This window comes from Vicinamibacterales bacterium (genome assembly GCA_035699745.1).
GTDB lineage: Bacteria > Acidobacteriota > Vicinamibacteria > Vicinamibacterales > 2-12-FULL-66-21 > JAICSD01.
Window position 1 is genome coordinate 45,785 of the sequence record DASSPH010000107.1, and the last position, 24,031, is coordinate 69,815.

20 protein-coding genes are annotated in these 24,031 nt (G+C 70.7%); 4 read left to right on the top strand and 16 right to left on the bottom strand.

What is annotated here, in order from left to right; genetic code table 11:
• Nucleotides 1-151: 151 nt before the first annotated feature.
• The 11 genes from VFK57_24560 to VFK57_24610 form a co-directional block, all read right to left on the bottom strand.
• Complete coding sequence (locus tag VFK57_24560) at nucleotides 152-952, bottom strand: prephenate dehydrogenase/arogenate dehydrogenase family protein (GenBank protein HET7698914.1); 801 nt, start codon at nucleotides 950-952, stop codon at nucleotides 152-154.
• Between the two features lie 21 nt (nucleotides 953-973).
• Nucleotides 974-2,011, bottom strand: a complete 1,038-nt coding sequence (gene aroF / locus VFK57_24565) for a 3-deoxy-7-phosphoheptulonate synthase (GenBank protein HET7698915.1) — start codon at nucleotides 2,009-2,011, stop codon at nucleotides 974-976.
• Nucleotides 2,012-2,027: 16 nt separating this feature from the next.
• On the bottom strand, nucleotides 2,028-2,321 hold the full coding sequence (gene pheA / locus VFK57_24570; protein HET7698916.1) for a chorismate mutase: 294 nt from the start codon (nucleotides 2,319-2,321) through the stop codon (nucleotides 2,028-2,030).
• The gene (trpA, locus tag VFK57_24575; GenBank protein ID HET7698917.1) at nucleotides 2,318-3,109 is read right to left on the bottom strand and encodes a tryptophan synthase subunit alpha; all 792 of its coding nucleotides are present in this window, start codon (nucleotides 3,107-3,109) and stop codon (nucleotides 2,318-2,320) included. The genes pheA and trpA overlap by 4 nt, the downstream gene beginning before the upstream one ends.
• The gene (trpB, locus tag VFK57_24580; GenBank protein ID HET7698918.1) at nucleotides 3,109-4,344 is read right to left on the bottom strand and encodes a tryptophan synthase subunit beta; all 1,236 of its coding nucleotides are present in this window, start codon (nucleotides 4,342-4,344) and stop codon (nucleotides 3,109-3,111) included. The genes trpA and trpB overlap by 1 nt, the downstream gene beginning before the upstream one ends.
• Nucleotides 4,341-4,970: a phosphoribosylanthranilate isomerase gene (locus VFK57_24585; GenBank protein ID HET7698919.1), complete on the bottom strand. Its 630-nt coding sequence runs from the start codon at nucleotides 4,968-4,970 to the stop codon at nucleotides 4,341-4,343. Before VFK57_24585 ends, trpB begins: the two co-directional genes overlap by 4 nt.
• Nucleotides 4,967-5,776, bottom strand: coding sequence for an indole-3-glycerol phosphate synthase TrpC (gene trpC, locus VFK57_24590; protein HET7698920.1), 810 nt, complete (start codon nucleotides 5,774-5,776; stop codon nucleotides 4,967-4,969). Before trpC ends, VFK57_24585 begins: the two co-directional genes overlap by 4 nt.
• Nucleotides 5,773-6,804, bottom strand: coding sequence for an anthranilate phosphoribosyltransferase (gene trpD / locus VFK57_24595; protein HET7698921.1), 1,032 nt, complete (start codon nucleotides 6,802-6,804; stop codon nucleotides 5,773-5,775). The genes trpC and trpD overlap by 4 nt, the downstream gene beginning before the upstream one ends.
• On the bottom strand, nucleotides 6,801-7,370 hold the full coding sequence (locus VFK57_24600; protein ID HET7698922.1) for an aminodeoxychorismate/anthranilate synthase component II: 570 nt from the start codon (nucleotides 7,368-7,370) through the stop codon (nucleotides 6,801-6,803). The genes trpD and VFK57_24600 overlap by 4 nt, the downstream gene beginning before the upstream one ends.
• A complete protein-coding gene (gene trpE, locus VFK57_24605) occupies nucleotides 7,367-8,878 on the bottom strand; it encodes an anthranilate synthase component I (protein ID HET7698923.1) in 1,512 nt (503 codons plus the stop codon). The genes VFK57_24600 and trpE overlap by 4 nt, the downstream gene beginning before the upstream one ends.
• 67 nt (nucleotides 8,879-8,945) lie before the next feature.
• Nucleotides 8,946-10,394 (bottom strand): type I 3-dehydroquinate dehydratase, encoded by a 1,449-nt coding sequence (locus VFK57_24610; protein ID HET7698924.1) that lies wholly within the window; start codon nucleotides 10,392-10,394, stop codon nucleotides 8,946-8,948.
• Nucleotides 10,395-10,675: 281 nt separating this feature from the next.
• Here VFK57_24610 and VFK57_24615 point away from each other — a divergent pair, with 281 nt between their 5' ends.
• Together VFK57_24615 and VFK57_24620 are read left to right on the top strand one after the other, a co-directional pair.
• On the top strand, nucleotides 10,676-12,523 hold the full coding sequence (locus VFK57_24615) for a SpoIVB peptidase S55 domain-containing protein (protein HET7698925.1): 1,848 nt from the start codon (nucleotides 10,676-10,678) through the stop codon (nucleotides 12,521-12,523).
• Between the two features lie 17 nt (nucleotides 12,524-12,540).
• On the top strand, nucleotides 12,541-14,814 hold the full coding sequence (locus VFK57_24620; protein ID HET7698926.1) for a hypothetical protein: 2,274 nt from the start codon (nucleotides 12,541-12,543) through the stop codon (nucleotides 14,812-14,814).
• A 37-nt stretch (nucleotides 14,815-14,851) separates the two neighbouring features.
• On the opposite strand, the gene VFK57_24625 is transcribed toward VFK57_24620, so the two are convergent.
• Together VFK57_24625 and VFK57_24630 are read right to left on the bottom strand one after the other, a co-directional pair.
• Complete coding sequence (locus tag VFK57_24625; protein ID HET7698927.1) at nucleotides 14,852-15,619, bottom strand: zf-HC2 domain-containing protein; 768 nt, start codon at nucleotides 15,617-15,619, stop codon at nucleotides 14,852-14,854.
• A complete protein-coding gene (locus tag VFK57_24630; GenBank protein HET7698928.1) occupies nucleotides 15,616-16,212 on the bottom strand; it encodes a sigma-70 family RNA polymerase sigma factor in 597 nt (198 codons plus the stop codon). The genes VFK57_24625 and VFK57_24630 overlap by 4 nt, the downstream gene beginning before the upstream one ends.
• Nucleotides 16,213-16,310: 98 nt before the next feature.
• Between VFK57_24630 and VFK57_24635 the strand changes: the two genes are divergently transcribed.
• A complete protein-coding gene (locus VFK57_24635; protein HET7698929.1) occupies nucleotides 16,311-17,744 on the top strand; it encodes a tetratricopeptide repeat protein in 1,434 nt (477 codons plus the stop codon).
• A gap of 35 nt (nucleotides 17,745-17,779) precedes the next feature.
• On the opposite strand, the gene VFK57_24640 is transcribed toward VFK57_24635, so the two are convergent.
• Genes VFK57_24640 through VFK57_24650 form a run of 3 tightly spaced genes read right to left on the bottom strand, consistent with a single transcriptional unit; the run spans nucleotide 17,780 to nucleotide 22,665 of the window.
• Nucleotides 17,780-18,574, bottom strand: coding sequence for an ABC transporter permease (locus VFK57_24640; GenBank protein ID HET7698930.1), 795 nt, complete (start codon nucleotides 18,572-18,574; stop codon nucleotides 17,780-17,782).
• Nucleotides 18,571-19,491, bottom strand: a complete 921-nt coding sequence (nikB, locus tag VFK57_24645; GenBank protein ID HET7698931.1) for a nickel ABC transporter permease — start codon at nucleotides 19,489-19,491, stop codon at nucleotides 18,571-18,573. The genes VFK57_24640 and nikB overlap by 4 nt, the downstream gene beginning before the upstream one ends.
• Before the next feature lie 6 nt (nucleotides 19,492-19,497).
• Complete coding sequence (locus VFK57_24650; protein ID HET7698932.1) at nucleotides 19,498-22,665, bottom strand: sigma 54-interacting transcriptional regulator; 3,168 nt, start codon at nucleotides 22,663-22,665, stop codon at nucleotides 19,498-19,500.
• Nucleotides 22,666-22,787: 122 nt separating this feature from the next.
• Here VFK57_24650 and aroC point away from each other — a divergent pair, with 122 nt between their 5' ends.
• Complete coding sequence (aroC, locus tag VFK57_24655; protein ID HET7698933.1) at nucleotides 22,788-23,999, top strand: chorismate synthase; 1,212 nt, start codon at nucleotides 22,788-22,790, stop codon at nucleotides 23,997-23,999.
• The last annotated feature ends 32 nt before the right edge of the window (nucleotides 24,000-24,031 follow it).

Below are 24,031 nucleotides of genomic sequence, written 5' to 3' on the forward strand. Positions count from 1 at the left end.
ACAAAACGGTGACTGTCACCTTTTCCTGCGTGCCCCGGGCCGAACGAGGACCGTCTCATTCACGCCGGGCGTCGCGTTGTCACCGCCGCTCCCGCGCCCGCCTGATTCCGTCAACGCTGGTACCCGGAAAAACGGGGACTGTCCCCTTTTCTCAGTGGCCGCGGTCCAGGGTATCGCGCCAGCGGCAGGCGGACGTGAACACCTCTTCGACGGCGGTGCCGGTATCGAGCGTATCGCGCATCTCCGTCAGCGTGCCGATCAGCACGTCGAGCGCGGCGCGCAGCACGTCCGGGTTGGTCATCGTGATGTCCCTCCACAGCGCCGGCGAGCTGCCGGCGAGCCGCGTGGTGTCGTGGAGCCCGCGGCCGGCGATCTCGAGGCCCGCGTCCCCCGCCAGCTTGCCGACGACGTGCATCAGGGCGCTCGCGGTCAGCTGCGGCAGGTGGCTGACGGCGCCGACGAAGCGGTCGTGCAGCTCGGGGGTCATGATGTGGGGGACGCCGCCGAGGCCGCCGACGAAGGCCTCGAGCCGCTGCAGCTCCGCCGTGTGGTTCGGGCCGGGCGTGAGAATCCACGGACGGCCTTCGAACAGATCAGCGCGGGCGTGGGCGGCGCCGCTGCGGACGTCGCCGGCCATGGGATGGCCGCCGATGAAGGTCAACGACGGGAACGCATCCGCCGCCGCGGCGATCAGCCGCTTGGTGCTGCAGACGTCCGTGACCACGGCGCCCGGGGACAGATGCGGCGGCAGCGCGGTCAGCGCCTCGATGCTCGCCAGCACCGGCGCGGCCAGGACGACGAGATCGGCGCCGGTGATCCGCGACAGCGAATCCCCTTTGTCGAGCGCGACGATCGCGATCCGCGGCCATCGCTTCGCCGCCGCGCGGGCCACGGACGCGCCAACCAGCCCGAACCCGACGACGGCGACGCGCCCGAACGGACCGTCAATCACTCAGCACCGCGCACTGCGCACTCACACCCCCCATCCGCGCCGCGCCACCGGCTCGAGGCAGATGCTGCGGCCGATCGCCGGCGCGATGATGCGCAGCTCCGCCATCAGGCGATCGAACTGGGCCGGGAACATCGACTGCGCGCCGTCGCTCAGCGCGTGATCGGGGTCGCAGTGGACCTCGATGATCAGCCCGTCGGCGCCGGCCGCGACCGCCGCCCGCGCCATCGGCGCCACCTTGTCGCGCTTGCCAGTCCCGTGGCTCGGGTCCACGATGATCGGCAGGTGGCTCAGCTTCTGCACCACCGGGATCGCCGAGATGTCCAGCGTGTTGCGGGTGTAGCTCTCGAACGTGCGGATGCCGCGCTCGCAGAGCATCACGTTCATGTTGCCGCCGGCGAGGATGTATTCCGCCGAGAGCAGCCACTCCTCGATCGTCGCCGAGATGCCGCGCTTCAGCATCACCGGCTTCTTCGAATGCCCCAGCTCGCGCAGCAGCGTGAAATTCTGCATGTTGCGCGCGCCGACCTGGAGGATGTCGGCATACCGCTCGATCAGTTCGAGCTGGCTGATGTCCATGACCTCGGTGATCAGCTTGAGGTTGTGACGATCGGCGGCCGACTTGAGCAGCCGCAGCCCTTCCTCCCCGAGCCCCTGGAAGCTGTAGGGACTGCTCCGCGGCTTGAACGCGCCCCCGCGAAGCACCTTCGCCCCCGCCCGCTTCACCGCCGCGGCGCTCGCCTCGACCTGCTCTTCGCTCTCGGCGGAGCACGGCCCCGCCATGACGACCACTTCGTCCCCGCCGATCCGCAGATCGTCGATGACGATCACGGTGTTGTCGGGCTTGAAGGCGCGGCTCGCGAGCTTGTACGGCTCGGTGATGCGATGCACCTCCTGCACGCCTTCCAGCACCTCGAGCAGCGCGGTGTCGAACTGACGCGACCCGCCCACCGCGCCGAGCACGGTGCGCAGCGCTCCCGTCGAGCGGTGCACGTCGAACCCCATCTCTATCAGCTTGGCGATCACACCCTGCACCTGGGCATCGGTCGCCCGCTCCCGCATGACTACCACCATATGCCTAGCCTTTTTCCTTGGATTGTATTTCGTCCGCGATCCGTTCCAGGTGCCGCGCCTCGTCGATGATCCGTTCGAACAGCCGCTTGATCGCTTCCTGATCCAGCGGCCCGTGATTGACCGCCTGGACGTTGCGCAGCACCTCGCTCTCCCGCTCCGGCTGGTAGATCGGCACCCCCATCTCGCGTTTCACCCGTCCGATCTCCAGCGCGCACGCCGCCCGTGCGTTCAGCAGCCGGACGAGCGACTCGTCCAGCAGGTCGATCCGCTTGCGCAGATCGTCAATCTCCGGCTTCATGCCTGCCCTTTCAGCCAGCGCACGTACTCTCCGGCCTTTGCCGCCACCGACGCGGACGCGCCGTGCCGCGCGATGACGTCGACCAGCGCGCTCCCGACGACCGCGGCATCCGCCCACTGCCCGACCTGCGCGACCTGCTCCGGGGTCGAGATGCCGAAGCCGAGCGCCAGCGGCAGCGGCGAGTGCGCGCGGATGCGGCGCACCAGCGGCTCGGCGTCCGCCGCGAGCCGATCGCGCACGCCCGTCACGCCCAGCCGCGAAATGACATAGAGGAAGCCGGCCCCCATCGCCGCCGACGCCTTGATCCGCGCCTCGGCGGTCGTCGGGCTCAGCAGGAAGATCGGATCGATCCCGGCGCCGACCAGGCGATCGCGGAACGGGCCCGCCTCTTCGACCGGCAGATCCAGCATCAGCACGCCGTCGACCCCCGCGGTCCCGGCGGCGTCGACGAACGCCTCCTCGCCCATCCGCAGGACCGGATTCGCGTAGGTGAAGAGGACGATCGGCGCCTCGATGCGCCGCCGATGCTGGCCAATCATCAGCAGCGTGCGCTTCAGCGTGGTGCCGCTCGCCAGCGCGCGCTCCGACGCCCGCTGGATCACCGGGCCGTCGGCCAGCGGATCCGAGAACGGGACGCCGACTTCGAGCACGTTCGCGCCGTTGTCGGCGATCGCGACGAGAATCTCGGCGGTTCGCGCCAGGTCCGGATCTCCGGCGGTGACATAGGCCACCAGACCAGGGCCGCCGTTGTCGCGGAGGCGCTCGAACGCTGCCGCAATGGTGGACATCAGCGCCCGCCCTCCAGCACCTTCTGCACGCTGAGCACGTCCTTGTCGCCGCGGCCGGAGAGGTTCACCAGCAGCACGGCGTCGCGCGGCAGTTCGGGCGCGAGCCGGCAGGCGTGCGCGATCGCGTGCGACGATTCCAGCGCCGGCAGGATCCCCTCTTCCCGTCCGAGCCGCTGGAACGCCGCGAGCGCATCGGCATCGTCCACCCAGGTGTATTCGGCGCGCCCCTGGTCGCGCAGCCACGCGTGCTCCGGGCCGACGGACGCATAGTCCAGCCCCGCCGAAATCGAATGCGTCAGCTCGACGTTGCCGTCGGCGTCCTGGAGCACGAAGCTGCGCGTGCCCTGCAGCACCCCGGCGGCGCCGCCGGCGAACCGTGCGGCATGCTGGCCGGGCGCGATCCCGCGGCCGCCGGCCTCGACGCCGACGAGCCGGACGCCCGGGTCGGGAATGAACGCGTCGAAGATGCCCATCGCGTTGCTGCCGCCGCCCACGCAGGCGACGATCGCGTCGGGAAGCCGGCCGAGCTGATCGAGGCACTGCGCGCGCGCCTCGCGCCCGATGATCGATTGGAACTCGCGCACCATCAGCGGATAGGGATGGGGACCGAGCACCGAGCCCAGCAGGTAATAGGTGCCGGTCACGTTGGTGACCCAGTCGCGCATCGCCTCGTTGATCGCGTCCTTCAGCGTCCGCGATCCCGCGTTCACCTCGATCACCTCGGCCCCCAGCAGCCGCATCCGGAACACGTTGAGCGACTGCCGCGCCATGTCCTCCGATCCCATGTAGACGTGGCACTCGAGGCCCAGCAGGGCGCAGACCGTCGCCGTCGCGACGCCGTGCTGCCCCGCACCGGTTTCGGCGACGATGCGGCGCTTGCCCATGCGCTGCGCGAGCAGCGCCTGTCCGAGGGCGTTGTTGATCTTGTGCGCGCCGGTGTGCGCCAGATCCTCGCGCTTGAGGACGATGCGCGCGCCGCCGGCGGACTCGGTGAGCCGCCGGGCTTCGTAGAGCGGGGTCGGGCGGCCGACGTAGTCGCGCAGCAGCCGTCCCAGCTCGTCGCGGAACGCGCCGTCCTCGCGCACCTTGAAATACGCCTCGGTCAGCTCTTCGATCGGCGCGACCAGCGTCTCCGGCACGAACCGTCCCCCGTACGGCCCGTAATAGCCGCGCGCATCGGGATCGCGGCGGCCGAAGATCGGGCCGCCGTGCTGTCCGAGAAGCCCCTGCGTCACCGTTTCAGCTCCGGCCGCTGGCTCATCGTGGCGAAGAGCATCAGCATCTTCTGAATATCCTTCCTGCCCGGCGCCTCCTCGACGCCGGACGAGACGTCGATCGCCCACGGCCGCACCATCGCGAGCGCGTCGTTCACGTTCTCCGGCGTCAGTCCGCCGGACAGGATCGTGAGCCGGCGGCGCGCGATTTCCCGCGCGATGCTCCAGTCGATCGCGGCGCCGGTTCCGCCGCGCTTGATCGGATCGTGCGCGTCCAGCAGCACGGTCACCGACTCGGGCAGCGCCAGCGCGGCATCGATGGCGGACGCATCCTTCACCGGGACCGCCTTGATCACGCGCACGCCGGCGCGGACGCAGTCGTCGGGGGATTCGTCGCCGTGAAACTGCACCGCCGAGAGCTGCAGCTCCGCGGCGAGCCGCTTCGCCTCGGCCACCTGATTCACGAACACGCCGATGACGCTGACCAGCGCCGGGACGACGGCGAGAATCTCCCGCGCCCGCGCCGCATCGACGGCACGCGGACTCGACGGCCAGAACACCAGGCCGAGGGCCGACGCGCCGCAGGACACGGCCGCGAGCGCATCCTGCGGAGTGGTGATGCCGCAGATCTTGACCGGCGGGATCACGGCTTCCCCCGAAGGGCGCGCAGCGCCGCGCCCGGATCCGGTTCCGCGATCAGGCGCTCGCCGACAAGGAACGCGTGGTATCCGGCGCGTGTCAGGCGTGTGATATCCGCCGCATCGCGCAACCCGCTCTCTGCCACCGCCGTCACGTGCGCGGGCAGGCGGAAGGCGAGCGCCTCGTGCAGTTCCGGCTGGACCGCCAGCGTGCGCAGGTTGCGGCTGTTCACGCCGATCACCTCCGCGCCCGCCTCGCTCGCCATCTCGAGCTCGGCCCGATCGTGGATCTCGACGAGCGCCGCCAGCCCCCATTCAGCCGCGTCGGCGAGCCGCTCGCGCAGCGCCGCCGGCGAAAGCGCCCCGGCGATCAGCAGGATCGCGTCCGCGCCGTACGCCGCCGCCTCGGTCACTTGATACCGCTCGACGATGAAGTCCTTGCGCAGCAACGGAGCGCTCACCACCTGCCGGATCGCGGCGAGGTGGTCGAGCGAACCGTCGAAGAACGTCGGCTCGGTCAGCACCGAGATTGCCGCGGCGCCGCCGCCGACGTAGGCGACGGCATGCTCCTCCGGACGGTAGTCCGCGCGCAGGATCCCGCGCGACGGTGAGCGCCGCTTGCACTCGGCGATCACACGGGGCGCGTGGCTGTCGCGCAGCGCTCGCACGAACCTGGCCCCGTTGGGACGGCGTCGCGACGCGTATGCGGCGAGCGTCGCCTCGGGCGTCGCCGCCCGCCGCACCTCGGTCATCCGCCGTGCGGCGGCGACGATGGTGGCGAGCAGATCCGGCGCGGCGGTCGCGGTCTGCGTCACGCCCCGCCTCCCTGCGGCTCGTTCGACACCGCGATCAGCCGTTCGAGCGCCGCGGCGGCGCGGCCGCTGTCGATCGCCTCCGCCGCGACCGCCAGTCCCTCGGGAATGGTCGCCGCCCTGCCGGCAATGAGCAGCGAGGCGGCGGCGTTCAGCAACACGATGTCGCGCGGCGCACCGCGCCGGCCGGACAGCACCGCACGCGCGATCGCGGCGTTGTCCCGCGCATCGCCGCCGCGCAGCTCCGCCGCCGGCGACTTCGAGAGGCCCACGTCCGCCGGATGCAGATAGAACGTGTTGACCGCGCCGTCGCGGCATTCCGACACCTTCGTGTACCCCGTCGTCGAGATCTCGTCCAGCCCGTCGGCGCCGTGCACGACCCACGCCCGTTCGGCGCCGAGCAGCGCCAGCGAGCGCGCCACCAGCTCGGTCAGCTCCGGCCGCGGCACCCCGACCAGCTGCCGCGACGCGCCGGCAGGATTGGTCAGCGGGCCAAGGAGGTTGAACGCCGTCCGCACGCCCAGTTCCTTGCGGGTCGGCGCCGCGTGCCGCATCGACGGATGGAACACCTGCGCGAAGAAGAAGGCAATGCCCGCCTCCTCCAGGCAGCGCTCGACGACGGGTGCGGGGGCGGCGACGTTGACGCCGAGCTCTTCGAACAGGTCGGCGCTGCCGCAGCGGCTCGAGGCGCTGCGGTTGCCGTGCTTGGCGATGCGCACGCCGCAGGCCGCGAGCACCAGCGCCGCGACGGTCGAAACGTTGAACGTGTGCGCGCCGTCGCCGCCGGTGCCGCAGGTGTCGAACACCGGCGCGTAGGTGCGGCTCAGTTTCGTGGCGCGCGCCCTCATCGTCCGCGCCAGGCCCACGATTTCGTCCGGCCGCTCCCCTTTCATCGCCAGGCCGACCAGGAACCCGGCGATCTGCGACGGCTGCGCCCGCCCGTCCATGATCGTTTCCATGGCGGCGGCCGCCTCGTCCGCCGACAGGTCGACGCGGCGCTGCAGCTTGTCGATGAGCGCGGGGAACGTCATCCCCGCGTCTCCAGGAAGTTGCGGAGGATCTTCCGTCCTTCGCCGGTGAGCACCGATTCAGGGTGGAACTGCACGCCGTGCACCGGCCACTCGCGGTGGCGCAGCCCCATGATGATCCCGTCGTCCGTCCGTGCCGAAATCTGCAGGACCGGCGGCGGCGGATCGGCGACGATGAGCGAATGGTAGCGCCCGGCGACGAACGGCTGCGAGACGCCGGCGAAGACGCCGGTGCCGTCGTGCTGCACCGACGAGACCTTGCCGTGCATGAGCACCGGCGCGCGGATCACCTCGCCGCCGAAGGCATAGCCGATTCCCTGATGCCCCAGGCAGACGCCGAGCACCGGCACGCGGCTGCCGAGCACGCGGATGACCTCGACGCTGATGCCGGCGTCCTCGGGACGGCCGGGACCGGGCGAGATGACGATGCGGTCCGGCTGCATCGCTTCGACCTCGCCGAGCGAGATCTGGTTGTTGCGGCGCACGTCCGGCGCATGCCCGAACTCGCCGAGGTACTGGGCGAGGTTATAGGTGAACGAATCGTAATTATCCAGGAGCAGGACCTTCACAGCTCGGTCTCCGCCATCTCGATGGCCTGCAGCAGCGCGCGCGCCTTGTCGCACGTCTCTTCGTATTCCGCCGCAGGGTTCGAGTCGGCGACGATGCCGGCGCCGGCCTGCACGCGGGCGACGCCGTCGCGCAGGCTGATCGTGCGGATGGCGATGCAGAAGTCCAGGTTGCCGGCGAAGTCGATGTAGCCGACCGCTCCCGCGTAGAGATCGCGGCGGGTCGGCTCGAGCTCCGAGAGGATCTCCATCGCGCGGATTTTCGGCGCGCCCGACACCGTTCCCGCCGGGAAGCACGACACGAGGGCGTCGAGGTGGTCGCGGTCGTCCGAGAGCCGCCCTTCGACCGTCGACACCAGGTGCATGACGTGCGAGTAGCGCTCGAGCCCCATGTACTGCGGCACCTTGACGGTGCCGAACTCGCAGACGCGGCCGAGATCGTTGCGGCCGAGATCGACGAGCATCACGTGCTCGGCGCGCTCCTTCTCGTTGCGCTTCAGTTCGTCGGCGAGCCGGAGGTCTTCTTCTTCGTTGCGGCCGCGCGGACGGGTTCCGGCGATCGGATGCGTTTCGACATGCTGCCCTTCCACCCGCACCAGCATCTCCGGCGAGGATCCGACGATGGCGGACTTGCCCATGCGGATGAAATACATGTAAGGGGACGGGTTGACGTGGCGGAGCGCGCGGTAGACCGTCAGCGGTTCGGCTTCGACTCTGGCTTCGAAGCGGTGCGACAGCACCGCCTGGTAGATGTCTCCCGCGGCGATGCGTTCCTTGATGGCGCGCACGCCCGCCTCATAGGTTTCGCGCGTCTGGTTCGACGCCACTGCCGGCGCCTTGCGGCGCCCCGGCTCGGAATGCGAGAGACCTCGCTCGAGCTCCCGCTCGAGGAACTGGATCTTGGCGCAGGCGAACTGATACAGCGCGGCGAGATCCTCGTCGGCGGTGACGCGGGCGTTGGCAATGATCAGGATGCGGTGCTTGACGTGATCGAAGGCCAGCACCGTATCGAACAGCATGAACCCGGCATCGTCGGCCTGATCGTTCCCGTCGCGTGGAGCGGCGGAGCTCGTGCGCCAGGCCGCGCGATCCCATGCCGAGGCGAGCGCCGGCTCGAACGTCACCGACGCGTCGTAGCCGATGAAGCCGACGGCGCCGCCGGTGAACCGCGGCAGCCCTTGCACGAAGGGCGCGCGGAACTCGGCCATCAGGCGGCGCAGCACCGGCACGAACGGCTCGTCCGATTCGGTCGTCACGCCGGAGCGATCGACGATCGTCCGTCCGCCGCGCGCGCGCAGCACGAGGAACGGGTCCTTGCCGAGGAACGAGTAGCGCGCGACCTGCTCCCCGCCTTCCACGCTCTCGAACAGGAACGCGTAGTCGGAGTGCTCGGCAATCTTCAGGAAGGCGGACACCGGCGTCAGCAGATCCGCCATGATCTCCTTGACCACCGGCACGAACGTGCCGCGCCGCGCCAGCTCTTTGAACTCGTCGAACGTCGTCTGTTTCATGCCGCTGATCTCTCGCCACCGACGCCACGGATTACACGGATTACACGGACCACACCGAGCACACGGATCATGTCGAGCGCGCCTTGATTGCGCTCGCCACGGCATCCTCGAACAGGCCCGCGGGCGGGCGCTGGCCGGTCCAGATTTCGAACTGCCGTTCGGCCTGCGCGACGAGCATGGCGAGGCCGCCGATCACGGTGCAGCCGCCCGCGGCCGCGGCGGCCATCAACTCCGTCGGATCGGGGTCGTACACGAGGTCGTAGACCAGCGTGCCGTCGAACGGACCGGTGTACGGCGTACCGGGGACGCCGCGGCTGCCGACCGGCGTCGCGTTGACGAGCACGTCCCACGAGCCGGACGGCGGGGGCCAATCCAAGGACGCGGCGCCGATCGCACCGGCCACCGTGGCGGCGGCCTCGGGACGCCGTGCGGCGATCGCGACGGAGGCGCCTTCCCGACGGAGCGCGAGGCCGACGCCGCGCGCCGCGCCGCCGGCGCCGAGGATCACCGTCCGCAGTCCGCGCAGCGTCGGGACGCGCGCGCGCAGCGGCTCCAGGAAGCCGTCGGCGTCGGTGTTGCTCCCGACCCACTTCGCCTGGCCGGGCCGCGCCGCACCGCCGTCGCGCACGGCGATCGTGTTCACTGCCCCGGCGGCGGCCGCGGCGGGCGCGACGTCGTCGAGCAGCGGCATCACGTCCCGTTTGTAGGGAATGGTCACGCTCGCGCCGCGCAGCCCGATCGCACCGCCGAATTCGCGGAGCCCCTCGAGATCGCGGGTGTCGAGCGGCACGTACGCGGCGTTGAGACCCAGCGCGGCGAATCCGGCGTTGTGCATCGCCGGCGACAGCGATCCCGTCACCGGGCGGCCGATGACCATGTAGACCGCGGCGTCGCGCCGGATCCGGCGGAAGCGGAACTCGTGCTGCAGCCGGGCGGCGGTAATCTGCCCCGGCGCGATCGCCGGACCGGCGTAGGTCCAGCGCGAGCCGAAACGGTCGGCGAGCACACGCGTCGCCAGTCCCGCCGCGCCCATCCCGATCACGATCGACGAGCCGTCGCCGTTGGCCGCGTCCAGCAGGGCGTGAAGCTCTGACGGCCGTTCGGTGGTGACGGCAAGCTTCGCGATCTCGCCGCCTTTGCCGCGCAGTCGCGCCAGGATTCCGCGGACGTCGTGCGGCGTGCCGGAGAAGTCGTGGCGCGACACGATCACGCCGCGGCCGCCGCGCGCCCGAATCAGGGGATCGACGTCGGCATCCCACTCGACGTCGATGAACTCGGCGCCAAGCTCGTGCGCCCGGTGCAGGATTCCGAGCCGCTCGTCCTCGCTGCCGTCGAACATGCCGCCCTCGCGCAGCGGACGGCAGGTCACGATCGCCGGCTTGATCCGTCCCGCGAGGGCGGCGTCCGGATCCGGCCGGAGCATCGCGTCGAGGCGCAGCTCCACCAGATCGGCGTCCGGCTCGGCAGCCTGACGCGCCGCCCGGATGGCGGCGGCATCCCTTCCCACGACGGTCACGCAAATCTGAGCCGTAGATCCTCCTGAACCCGCAGACCCCAAAAAGAAAAGCCCCCTCAATCGCGATGACTGAGGGGGCTTCCGGAACTCGGTGCGTTTCGAACGCGCGCTAGCGCTTCCCCCTCGTCGCGTGGGCGTACCACCACCAATACGACGTAAACGTCGTCCGGCCGGCGGCGAGGAGCGCGTTATTGGTCAGCACGCTGCGGAGAGCCTAACACAGAAGGCAGAGCCAAGTCCGTCCGGGCGGCGTCTAATCGTGCTATAAAGGTTTGCATACCATGAAGATCCGGGTTTTTGTACTGTCCGTCGCGCTGGCCGCGTTCGGGTGGGCGCGAGTGCCGGCAACCACATCCCTCATGCCGATCGAGGAGGTGAAGCCCGGAATGGTGGGCGTCGGCCGCACGATCTTCGAGGGATCCGAGATGCAGGACTTCAAGGTCCACATCCTCGGCGTGCTGAAGAACGTGCAGGCGCCGCAGCGCAACCTGATCCTCGCCCGCCTCGAAGGGGGACCGCTCGCGCAGACCGGCGTCATCGCCGGCATGAGCGGCAGCCCCGTCTACGTCGACGGCCGCCTCGTCGGCGCCGTCTCGTACTCGATCGGCGCGTTTCCGAAAGAACCGATCGCCGGCATCACGCCGATCGGCGAGATGATCGAGGCAACCGCCGACCCGTCGCCGCGCCGCACCGTTCCGGCGCAGGGGCGCATCGAACTGCCGGTCAGTCCCGAGCGGCTCGCGGCGTCGATTCGCGCCGCCTATGCCAACGTCGCCAGCTTCGCCGATCGCCCGGCCGACGTGCAGGTGTTCGGACTGCCGGCCCCGGCGGGCGCGCAGATGGGGGCGCTCCTCCGGCCGATCGCCACGCCGCTGGTGATGAGCGGCATGAACGGCGCGACGTCGGATCTCGTCACGTCCATGTTCCGCGACGCCGGCTTCGCGCCGGTGCTGTCGGGCGGATTCTCGGGCGGGTCCGCGCCTGCGGCCGCCGCCGAACCGCTCCGTCCCGGCGATCCCGTCGGCGTCTCCCTGCTCCGCGGCGACGGCGAGATGGGCGCGACCGGCACCGTCACGCACGTCGACGGCACGCGCGTCTATGCGTTCGGCCATCCGTTCTTCAACTTCGGTCCGACGGCGTTCCCGATGACGCGCGCCACCGTCTACACCTCTCTCCCCAGCCTGATGTCGTCGTTCAAGATCGCGACCCTGGGCGAGGTGATCGGCACGGTGCAGCAGGATCGCGCCACGGCGATCGCCGGCGCGCTCGGCAGCGGCCCGGCGACGGTCCCGCTCACCGTCACGCTCGAATCCAGCCGCGGCACCACGCGCACGTTCAAGTACGAGGCGGCCGTCGACCAGCTCTTCACGCCGCTCCTCACCTACGTCGCGCTGTTCAACACGCTCGGCAGCTACGAGCGGCAGTTCGGCGCCGCCACCGTCATGGTCAAGGGCAAGGCGTCGTTCGACAAGCACGCCGACCTCGCGTACGAGGACATCTTCACCGGCGACCAGCCGATTTCCGCCGCGTCCGCCTACGTCGCGGGTCCGATCACGATGCTGCTTGCGAACGATCTCGAGCCGCTGACGCTGAAGGGCGTGGAGCTGACGATCACCACTGCCGAGGAATCGCGCTCCGCGACGATCGAGCGCGTGTGGCTCGACGACGTGCGGCCGCGCGCCGGCCGGACGGTGCCCCTGAAAGTGCTCACCCGGAACTATCGCGGCGGCGAGCGGATCTCCACGATTCCGATCGAGATCCCGGCGAACGCCTCGGGGCAGCTGACGGTGATGGTCACCGACGGCAAGCAGCTCAATCAGATCGAGCAGCGCGAGCTGCGGCGCAGCCTGCAGCCCCAGAGCGTGGCGCAGATGATCAAGGTCCTCAACTCGACGCACCGCAACAACCGTCTTTACGTGCGGCTGCTCACCGGCACGCCCGGCGCGGTGGTCAACGGCGAAGCGCTGCCCTCGCTCCCCCCGTCCGTGCTCGCCGTTCTCGAAGGGGATCGCAGCGGCGGCAATTTCGCGCCGATCCGCAGCGCCGCGCTCGGCGAATGGGAACTGCCGATGGACTCCGCCATCGTCGGCACGCGCGTGCTGACGATCGATCTCGACAGCCGCAGATAGCCGCCACACAGCATCGCATGCGCAAACCAATCGCAGCCTCGGCGGCCGGGCTCCTGGCCGCGTCCGTACTCCTGTCCGCTTCCGCGCCGACGTTCTGGACCGTCTCAACGCAGGGCGACTTCCTCAAAGGGGACGTCGAGAACCTCTCCATCGACAGCGAAGGGCGCGTCTTTCTCGGTCCCGCCACCACGCAGGTGGCGGAGACGTCCGCGCCGTTCCTCTGGACCCTGCTCACGGCGGCCGACGGCACCCTGTGGGCCGGCAGCGGCAACGAAGGCCAGGTGCTGCGCATCGGCCGCGACGGCCGCACGACGACCTTCTTCGACGCGCAGGAGATGGAAGTGCACGCGCTGGCGCCGGCGCCGAACGGCGGCCTCTACGTCGGAACGTCCCCCGACGGGAAGATCTATCAGGTCGCCGCCGACGGCACGTCCAAGACGTTCTTCGATCCCGACGACAAGTACATCTGGGCGCTCGCCGCGGCCGCGGACGGCTCGCTGTATGCGGCGACGGGTGAGAAGGGGAACATCTATCGCATCGGTCCGGATGGCAAGGGCACGCTGTTCTACAAGACGAATACGACCAACGTGGTCACGCTCGCGATCGACAAGGCGGGCAACCTCCTCGCCGGCACCGAATCCCCGGGCCGGATCTTCCGCATCGATCGCGACGCCAGGGCGTTCGTGCTCGTCGACTCCCCCTTCAAGGAGATCCACGCGGTTCGCGTCGCGGCCGACGGGACGATCTACGCCGCCGCCTTCAGCGGATCGCCGGGCGGCGAAGACCGCGCCGCGCCGTCCGTGACGACGACGCCGGAGCCGCCGCGCGCGCCGGTGCCGACGGTGTCGGCCGAGATCACCGCCATCAGCGTCGTCGACGCGGGGGCCAGCCTCTCGTCCGGCCCGGCGACCGCTTCCTCGCGCTCGCGGAGCGCCAAGGGGGCGATCTATCGCATCAGGACGGACGGATTGTGGGACACGGTGTGGGAGGCCACCGACGACTGGCCGTTCGATCTGCTGGTCGAGACCGACGGTTCGATCCTCGTCGGCACCGGCAAGGAGGGAAAGATCTTCCGCCTCTCTGGCGATCCCGCCCGCGCCACGCTGCTCGCCCGCGCATCGGCGCGCCAGGTCACCGCGCTGGTGCGCGATCAGGGCGGCCGCGTGATCGCGGCGACGAGCAACCCCGGCAAAGTGTTCGCCCTGGCTTCGACCCGCGCCGCGAGCGGCACCTACGAGTCCGACGTCCGGGACGCCGGCACGGTGGCGACCTGGGGCGCGATCCGCTGGCGCGCGACGTCGCGGCCCGGCGAGGTGGAGATCTTCACGCGGTCGGGAAACACCGCTACGCCCGACGAGACCTGGAGTCCGTGGTCGAAGGCCTACACCGTGGCGAACGGAGAGAAGATCACCAGCCCGAACGCGCGGTATCTGCAGTGGAAGGCCACCCTGAAGAGCGGACTCGCCGCGGCCAAGCCGTCTGCCGACGGTGCACGGGCGGAGACCGGCCCTGTGCTCACGTCCGTGACCACCGCTTACCTGCCGAGAAATCTCCGGCCGGCGGTGACGAGCATCACGGTGCATCCCCCCGGCACGGTGTTCCAGCGGCCGTTCTCGACCGGCGAGCTGGAGATCGCCGGGTTCGAAGACAACACGTCGGACGGCCGGAATCCGTCCCAGCCGAACCAGTCCTCGAGCTCGCCCGGCACGACTCCGATGACGCCGGCCCTCGGCCGCCGCGTGTATCAGAAGGGGCTGCAGACCTTCGTGTGGAAGGCGGAAGACGACAACGACGATCGGTTGCAGTACGACGTCTTCTACCGCCGCGAGGGGGATACCACGTGGAAGCCGTTGAAGCGCGGACTGTGGGATCCGCTCACGGTGTGGGATACGACGTCGGTGCCCGACGGCACGTATTACGTGAAGGTCGCCGCCACCGATTCGCCGTCGAACTCGCCCGCCACGGCGCTGGTCGGCGAGTTCGAGAGCGTCAGCTTCGACATCGACAACACGCCGCCGGTGATCGAGATTCAGTCGGCGACGCGCACCAGCGCGGCCCGGGCGACGGTTCGCTTCCTGGTGCGCGACGATCAGTCCGCGGTTCAGCGGGTCGAGTACTCACTCGACGCCAGCCGGTGGCGCGTGGCGTATCCGGTCGACGGGATTCCCGACTCGCGGCGCGAGGAGTTCGAGGTGGGCGTGGACGACGCGGACACGGCGCGCAACATCATCATCCGGGTGACCGACGGGATGAACAACGTGGCTACCGCTGTGGCTGAGATCCGTCGGTAGTCCGCGGAGCCTCGCCGGTCAAGGCTCCGCGCCGCCGCTAGCTGCCGAGGCTGCGCGAACCGGCCGGCGGCTTGACGGTCATGTGTTCGACCAGCCAGACCAGGTTCACGGCGATCGGATCGGTGCCGTAGCGCGCCGGCTCGAGGCGCCCCTGCGAGATGTCGGCGATCAGCTTCTTCACCTGCCGGCGGCCGCGATCGGCGCCGAGCGCTTCCATCCCCGAGATCTTTCCTTCGCGGGTGATCACCGCGGCGAAGGCCAGCATCAGCTCCCCTTCCGTCCCCGACCGCTCGAGCGAGGCCTTGACGATCCCGTCTTCCAGCGGCACGGAGGGAGCCTGGATCATCAGGCCGTCCATGCTGGCCGGGTTCAGGTTCGATCCGGGGATCGCCGAGATCGCCACGATCATCGACCGCAGCGAGTCTTCGCGTTCGGGCGAGGCGAAGTGCAGGAGGCTGAGCACGACGGCGCCGCACAGGATGGTCGCCGCGGTCGACGCCAGCCCGATCCACACCAGGTGCATGTCGTCGAACAATCGGCCGACGCGCGCCGGCCACGCCTCGTTCGCCTCGGCGCGCATCCGGCTGATCACGCCGGGCTGCAGCCCGGTCCAGTCGTCGGCCGGCGCGGGAGCCGCCGCGAGCCGCAGCGCGGACGACACGCTGAAGTAGCCGCGCAGCTCCTCCACGCAGGGGTCGCACGCGTTCAGATGCGCCTGCACCGCAATCCGCGTCTGGATCGGCAGCTCGTCGTCGTGAAACTCGGCGAGGCGTTGCCGCACCGCCGGACAGGTCAGTGTGGTCATACGTCCCTCAATTGGGCGCGCAGCCCCTCGCGGGCGCGCGCGAGCCGCGACTTCACCGTGCCGACGGCAATGCCGAGCGAAAACCCGATCTCTTCGTAGCTCAACCCGTCGATTTCGCGGAGCACGATCGCGGTCTTCTGATCGAACGGCAGCTGGTCGAGCGCGACGCGGATCCGGTCCGCGAGCTGCTTCTGGCCGACCAGGCGATCGGGGCCGTGGTCGGTCGTTTCCGGCAGGTCGCCGTGATCCTGAATGTGCTGGTCGAGCGACACCTGCTGGGCGCGGTGCCGGCGGCGCCACCACCGCTGCCGGTTGCGCGCCTGATTGACGACGATGCGGTACATCCACGTCCGCAGGCTGGAATGGCCGCGGAACGTATGGATGGTGCGGAAGACGCGGAGGAAGACTTCCTGTGAGAGGTCGAGCGCCTCGTTGTGGTCGTTCAGGAGGTTCAGCGAGAGCTGGTAGACCATGCGCTGGTGCTCGCTGACGAGCTCGGCGCAGGCGTCCTCGTCGCGCGCGGCGCACCGCTGAATCAGGGAGGCTTCCCTGCCGCCGACGTCGGTCCAGGTTATTGCCCGAACGGGTTTCACGGACAGCTCTCCGCCCATAGTAGCACTGCCCCCTGCTCCCTTAGATACCGCTGCCGGGGGAATGTTCCATCCCGGGCCACCCTTGCTAACATGGAGGCGTGAAACGGGTTCTGGCCGGCCTGGTCCTGCTCGGACTGAGCGCCGCCGGGGGGTATGGCTACACCCTCAGCGAGCGCGAACGGAACTTCCGCCAGAAGATTACGGACGGCGATTCGGCCGTGGCCCGCGACAACAGCGTCGCCGCCATCGAAGCGTACAGCGGCGCCATCGCGCTCAGGGAAGACGCGATGCTGGGGTATCTGAAGCGCGGGCAGACCTACCGGCGCCGCGGCGAGTTCGACGCCGCCATCCGCGACCTGCGCAAGGCGTCGGAGCTGGATCCGACGGCGACCCTGCCGCTCGAGGAACTCGGGGACGCCTACCTGGGCGACACCCCGCATCGCTACCGCTCGGCCGCGGAGCGGTTCGAGGCCTTCGTCCGCCTGGACAGCCGCGCGCCGCGCGTGCTCTACAAGCTGGCGTTCGCGCGGTACCACGAGCGTCATTTCACCGCCGCCATCGAGGCGCTCCAGCGCGCGCTGGCGATCGACGATCGCCTTCCCGAGGCGCACTACCTGCTGGGATTGTGCTACCGCGACGCGCAGCAGCCGGATGCGGCCCGCAAGGCGCTCGAGAAGGCGATCCAGCTGCAGCCGGCGCTGCTGCACGCCCGCGAGGAGCTTGCGGATCTGTATCGAACGCTTGGCCGCACCAACGATCACCTGACGCAGCTCGAGAGCCTCGCGGCGCTGGATCCGAACCCTTCGCGCGCCGTGGCGCTCGGACTCGCCTACGCGCGCGCCGGCCAGACGGAACGCGCGATCACGACGCTGGGCCAGACGGCGGAACGGCACCCTGAGGATCCCTACGCTTACGTGGCGCTGGGACGGGTCTGGCTCGAGGTGGCGCAGGGGCGCAACGACCGTGTCGCGCTCAGGAAGGCGTTCGGCGCGCTCGAGGGAGCGGTTGGAAACGACGACAGCAGCGAGGCGCTGACGTTGTTCGGCCGCGTGCTGCTCCTGACCGCGGACGAGGAGAAGGAAACGGCGGAGCGCGTGCTCCTCGCCGCGACGCAGCGGGCGCCGGTGGATCCGCTGGCCTTCTACTATCTCGCGGAAGCGGGCGAGCGTCTCGGTCACTTCACGCTGGCGCGGCAGGCCCTGCTCGACTACGAGACGCTGCGAGGGGACACGGATCCGCGGCGGCGCAGCATCCTTGCGGCGCGCCTCGGCGATCTCTCACTGAAAGTGAACGACCCGGCGGCCGCAGCGGTCTACTTCTTCCGCGCCGCCGAGAACGAGGATGCGGCGCTGCTCGCACGCGCCGCGGACGCGCAACTGCGCGCCGGCGACAGGGACGCCGCGCTGGCGACGGCAGCGAAAGTGCTGGAGAAGGATCCGGCCAACGCGCTGGCCCAGTCGATCCTGCGAAGACACCTCCCGGCGAAAGCCGGAAGCCGCCCGCAGTCGAAAACAGACACGGACAGCAGGTAGCTTCCGCCGTCAGGCGGAGGCGTCAGGAGGCGGACTCACAGCCGGCTCTTCGGATCGATCCGATCGCGCAAGCCATCTCCCAGGAAATTGAAGCCCAGCACGAGCGTGGCGATCGCGACGCCGGGAAAGATCGTCAAGTGCGGCGCATCGAACAGATGCGACCGCCCCGCATCCAGCATCGTCCCCCAGCTCGGCGTCGGCGGCTGCACCCCCAGGCCGAGAAAGCTGAGAGACGCCTCGGCGATGATCGCGCCGGCCATCCCGAGGGTCGCCTGCACGATGACGGATGGAAACGCGGTCGGCAGCACGTGGCGCACGACCACCCGCGCCGGGCTCGCGCCGAGGGCGCGCGCCGCCTGCACGTATTCCAGCTCGCGGGCGCGCAGCGCCTGGCCGCGCACCAGACGCGCGTAGCCCACCCACCCGATCACGCACAGCGCGAGGATCACGTTCGTGAGACTTGGTCCGAGCACGGCCACCAGAGCGATCGCCAGCAGGATGCCGGGGAACGCCATCAGGATGTCGATCGCCCGGGAGATCACGTCGTCGACGAGACCGCCGAAGTATCCGGCGACAGACCCGAGCGCCATGCCGATCAGGGACGACACGGTCACGACCGCCAGACCGACGAGCAGCGAGATCCGCGCGCCGGCGACGAGGCGCGCGAGGATGTCGCGCCCGAGCTCGTCGAGCCCGAACGGGTGCCGGCGGCTGGGCGGCTCCAGCCGCTCGGCGAGCGTCTGCGATGCCGGATCGTACGGCGTGAGCGACGGACCGAGCGCCGCCGCGGCGACGGCCAGCAGCACGATGAAGAGACCGACCTTGATCATTCGAACCTGATCCGGGGATCGAGGAAGCCGTAGGTGAGGTCGGTGATCAGGTTCATCGCCACGTAGGTCGCGGCGATGAACAGGATGCAGCCCTGCACCAGAGGATAGTCGCGCGTATTGATCGCCGTGATCAGCAGGCGGCCGATGCCGGGCCAGCCGAAGATCGTCTCCGTGATGATGGTGCCGGTGAGCACCGCGCCGAACTGCAGGCCGATGATGGTGACGACCGGGATCAGGCTGTTGCGGAACGCGTGGCGCAGCACGGCGCGCCCGCGCGACAGTCCGCGCGCCCGCGCCGCCAGCACGTACAGCTCGCGCAGTTCTTCGATGACGGACGATCGCGTCATGCGCGCGAGAATCGCCGCCAGCGCGGTACCGAGCGTCACGGACGGCAGGATCAGGTGCCATGGGGTTCCCGAACCGGAGACCGGCAGCCATCCGAGCTTCACCGCGAACAGAATCGCGAGCAGCGGGCCCAGCCAGAAGCTCGGAATGCTGATGCCGGCGAGCGCCAGCGTCATCGCGGCGTGATCGGGAAAGCGGCCGCGGAACACCGCGGCGACGATGCCCAGCGGGATGGCCACCGCGATCGCCACCGCCATGGCGCACAGCGCAAGAATCGCGGTGTCTCCCAGGCGGCGGCCGATCTCCTGCGTGACCGGCTGCCCGGAGCGGAACGACTTGCCGAGATCGCCGCGGGCCACGCCCGACAGGAACGAGCCGTACTGGGTCAGCAGCGGCCGGTCGAGCCCGAGGCTGGTCCGCAGCCGCGTGACCTCCTCCGCCGACGCGCTCTCGCCGAGCATCGCCTGGGCGGGGTCGCCGGGCACGAGGTGGATCAGCGCGAACACGAGGGTCGCGACCCCGAGAATCACGGGGATGGTCAGGACGAGACGGCGCAGCAGGTAGCGGGACATCGCGCGCTAGGATTCTACGATCCCCAGGCGCTTGATGATCTTCGCCAGCCCCTGCCGCGTCACCCCGAGCTGCGCCGCGGCGCGGCTGCGCCGGCCGCCGGCACGGGCCAGCGCGGCGCGCACGAAGCGGCGCTCGAAGTCGTCGCGTGCGTCTTCGATTCGCGCCGTTTTCACCGTCGCCCCCGCGATGTGCACCGGCAGCAGCGCTGCGGGCAGGCGGCCGCGGCGCGGTCCGTGGACGGCGAGCGCCGCAATCACGTTCTGCAGCTCCCGGACGTTGCCGGGCCAGTCGTAGCGCGCCAGCGCCCCGACCACCTCGGGCCCGAGCGTCGCGCGGGTGCCGACGCGCGCGGCCGCCTCGCGCCAGATCCGCTCCACCAGCCAGGGCACGTCGTCCGGCCGATCGCGCAGCGGCGGGATCACAATCCGGATCACGTCGAGCCTGAAGCGGAGGTCGGCGCGAAATCGCCCCGCGCGCACCTCCGCGTCCAGCGGGCGGTTGGTGGCGGCGACGACCCGGGTATCGATTCGCCGCGCCATGTTCTCGCCGACGCGGCGGATCTCCCCTTCCTGCAGGACGCGCAGGAGCTTGGCTTGCGCGCGTGGCGTGAGCTCCGCGGCCTCGTCGAGAAACAGCGTCCCCTGATCCGCTTCCTCGAAGAGGCCGGGACGCTCCGAGACGGCGCCGGTGAACGCGCCGCGGGCATGGCCGAACAGCTCCGCTTCGAGCAGGTCGTCGGCCAGCGCGGCGCAGTTCACGGCGCACAACTTCCTGGCACGCCTGGCGCTGCGGGCGTGAATCGCCCGCGCGACGAGCTCCTTTCCGCTCCCGCTCTCCCCTTCGATCAGCACCGGATACGGCGCGATGGCGGCGCGGCGGATCGCGTCGCGCACGCGTTCGGCGGAGGGTCCCGGCCCGAGCAGCTCGTCCGGGTAGCTCGCTTCGGGCGCGACCGGCCCCTTGGGAACGATGTGAAGCGTGCGCAGCAGCGGCGCGGCAGCGACGGCCGCGGTTCGCAGGACGTCCCTGACGCGCGGGACCGGCGGCCGGGCGCCCCGGACCCAACGCACCGCGAGCGCGCCGAGAATCGACGCGCCGGCGAGGATTGGCTCCGCCGCCGACGGGGTCGCGCCGTCGTCCAGCAGCGTGCCCGCGCCGTCGAGCACCGCGCGGGTCACGGTCTCTTCGCCGTTCCACGTGCGTCCCGCGCTGGCGACGACGCTGCCCAGTACAGCGGAGCGGATGACCACGGAACAGGCGTCCAGCGAGGAATGCAGGTCGATGGCGATCCCTTGGAGGGCTGCCGGCTCGTCGGGCGCATCGTGAATCACCGTGACGAGCGCGCGGAAGCAGTGAATCAGATCGGTCGAGCGAGGGGCGACGGAGACGATCGCCGCGTCTTCCAGCGTCGCGGCGTGAAGCGCGGCGCGGATGCACGCGCCGGAGAGGACCGGCAGCCGCTTCGCCGCGCGCAGCAGCCGATCGCGCATCGCCGGGTTGCGGACGCCGCACTGTTCCAGACAGGCCAGTACCTCGGCGGCCACGCGCAGCCGGCGCGCCGGTGAGCGCGCGGCACGCGCGAACGCCTCGGCGGCGGCGGCGTGCTCCCGCACGGCGGCCAGCGATCCCATGGCCGCCTGCACCTGCGCCATGGCGAGGTGGGCGGCAGACCCGGCCTCGGCGTCCTCGCCCGCGGCGGCGATGGCGCGGGTCGCGGCCCGCGCGGCGCCGGCGAGATCGCCGTGCAGCCGCGCGATCACCGAGAGAAGGGCGGAATCCGCCTCGCCGAGCGCGTCCTCCGCGGCATCGATGCGGCCGCGCAGCATCAACGCCTCGGCCAGCCACCGCCGCGCGCTCGCCTGTGGCGAACGATCGGCGAGGCAGGCGGTGCGAAAGAGGCCCTCCGCGTCGGCGATGCGCCCCTGCTCGAGCAGCGCGCGGCCGGATCCGATCATCGCGCGCGCCGCGAACGCGCCATCCTTCGCCCAGCCCTGGGCGCGCTGAAATGCGGCGAACGCGTCGGCGGGCCGTCCGCGATCGAGATACAGCTCGCCGAGCGCGCAGCCGGCCCCGGCGGCCTCTGCCTCCGCGCCGCGGGCCGCGAGCGCGCCCGCACAGCGCTCCAGGACTCGCGCCGCGCGCGCGTGCCGTCCGCGGCGCACCAGCGCGTCCGCGGCTTCGACGGCGCGCTGCAGCCGCGCGACCCCGCCGGAGGCCGGGCGCGCCACCGCCGGCGCCACGCGGGGATTCACCGCGTACCCGGGCGCGCTCTCGTGCACCCACGACACCGCGCGCCACTCCGTCCCGCGCCGGTTCGACAATGCCTCGATCAGCGCACCGGGCAGTCCGGCGCGGCCGTCGATCGCGGCGCGCACCTCCGCGGCCGTCGGACCGGATTCCGGATCGAGATAGATCGCACTCGTCAGCTCTCGCGTCATCAAAGGCTCCAGGCCGACCGATCCCGCACCGGCAGGATGGCGGCAGAAACGAATCCACACGTGGCGCCGTGCCCCCGCAGACGACGCCAGCGCGAGCAGCGGCGGCAGCGACGTCTCGCGCGACAGCCAGTCGATCACGCACACGTGCCGTGCCGGCACGAGCAGTTCGTCGAGTGCGCCGAACCGGCTGTCGGCGACCAGATAGCCGGCGAGCCGCGCCGCTCGGGCGATCTGCACGCGTGCCGTCCGCAACCCGGTGCCGACCGATCCGCAGACCGCCAGCTCGGTCACGCCGGGCGGTCCCGTGCTTTCCAGCACCGTCCGCACCGTGTCGAAGGCTCGCCGCGGCTGCAGGCGGACGCCGACCGGCCGGCGGTGTCCGCCGGATGCCGTGTCGATCGCCGGCCGCACGTTGCGCGCCGCCGCCGCGGCATCGAGCTCGATCCCGCACGAGCGCAGGAACCGCACCAGGTGCAGCGCCGACGTGCGCGCGTCGATCCCCGAACAGTGCAGCGCCGGCAGGCTCGCGTGCGCTTCGAACCAGCCGTCTGCGCACGCGCCGTAGTCGACGAGCGGCCGCAGCAGCGGATGGCGCACCGCGAAGAGTCGATCGCAGAGCGCCGCGCGCGTCGCGGTCCGCGCCGCACGCTCGATCGTGAGACAGACGGCCTCGCCGGTCGCGAGATCGACGACGTCATCTTCGGTGGTCAGAAAGCGATCCGCGACCAGAGGCATGGCTGCGTGAATGCGCCGCGGCGTTGCAAGAAGACGACCGCCGGCAATCGTTCGAAGAATCGCGGAATGTGCCGGCGGCGCACGCCGGAGAACGCAGAAACTTCGTATACAATTTCTGGCGGATGCTGCGATTTCTCACTGCCGGTGAATCGCACGGGCGCGCGCTCGTGGTGATTCTCGAAGGACTGCCGGCAGGGCTTCCGATCGACGTCGACGCCCTCGCGCGCGACCTCCGGCGCCGCCAGGGCGGCTACGGACGCGGCCGCCGCATGGCCATCGAATCGGATCGCGCGGAGATCGTGTCCGGCGTCCGCGCCGGCGAGACCATCGGCGGGCCGATCGCGATGACGATCGAGAACCGCGACTGGGTGAACTGGCAGTACACGATGCGGACCACGGCGGAGGCGCCTGTCGACGCCGGCGGTGCGCGCCGCGCGCCGGTGACGCGTCCGCGCCCCGGTCACGCGGATCTCGCCGGCGGCGCCAAGTACGAACGGGACGATCTGCGCGACATCCTCGAGCGCGCCAGCGCCCGCGAGACCGCCGCGCGCGTGGCGGCGGGCGCCCTCGCGCGGCAGCTGCTCGCCTACACCGGCATCCGCCTCACCAGCCACGTGTTCATCATCGGCAGCCACACCCTCGCGGATCGCGGCGCGGTCGATTTCGCCCGCGCCAGCGCGCTGCCCGACGACGCGCCGCTGCGCTGCGTCGATCCGGATCTCGAGCGCCAGATGATCGCCGAGATCGATCGCGCCCGTGAGGCCGGCGATACGATCGGCGGCGCCTTCGAGGTCATCGCCACCGGGGTGCCGGTCGGTCTGGGCAGCTACGTCCAGTGGGACCGCAAACTCGACGGACGCCTCGCGCAGGCGCTGATGTCGATTCCGGCGATCAAGGCGGTGGGCGTCGGCATCGGGCCGGACGCGGCGTCGCGCCCCGGCTCGCGCGTGCACGACGAGATCGTCACCGGCGACCCGTCCCGCCCCACCGGGCTCGGCCGTCCGACCAACAATGCCGGCGGCCTCGAAGGCGGCGTCACCAACGGCGAGGACGTCCGCGTCTCCGCTTACATGAAGCCGATCTCGACGCTGATGAAGCCGCTGCGTTCGGTCGATCTCGCCACCATGACGGAGTCCCCCGCCGCGATCGAGCGCAGCGACGTATGCGCCGTCCCCGCCGCCGCCGTCGTCGGCGAAGCCATGGTGGCGCTCGTGCTCGCCGACGCGCTGCTCGAACGCTTCGGCGGCGACTCCGTGGCCGCGCTGCGGCGCGCCATGACCGCCGCCGACAGCATGCTGCGTGCGCGCTTCGCTCCCGTCGACAGTCAGCCGTGAACGCGACGAGCCGCCGCGGGCGCGCGTAGAAG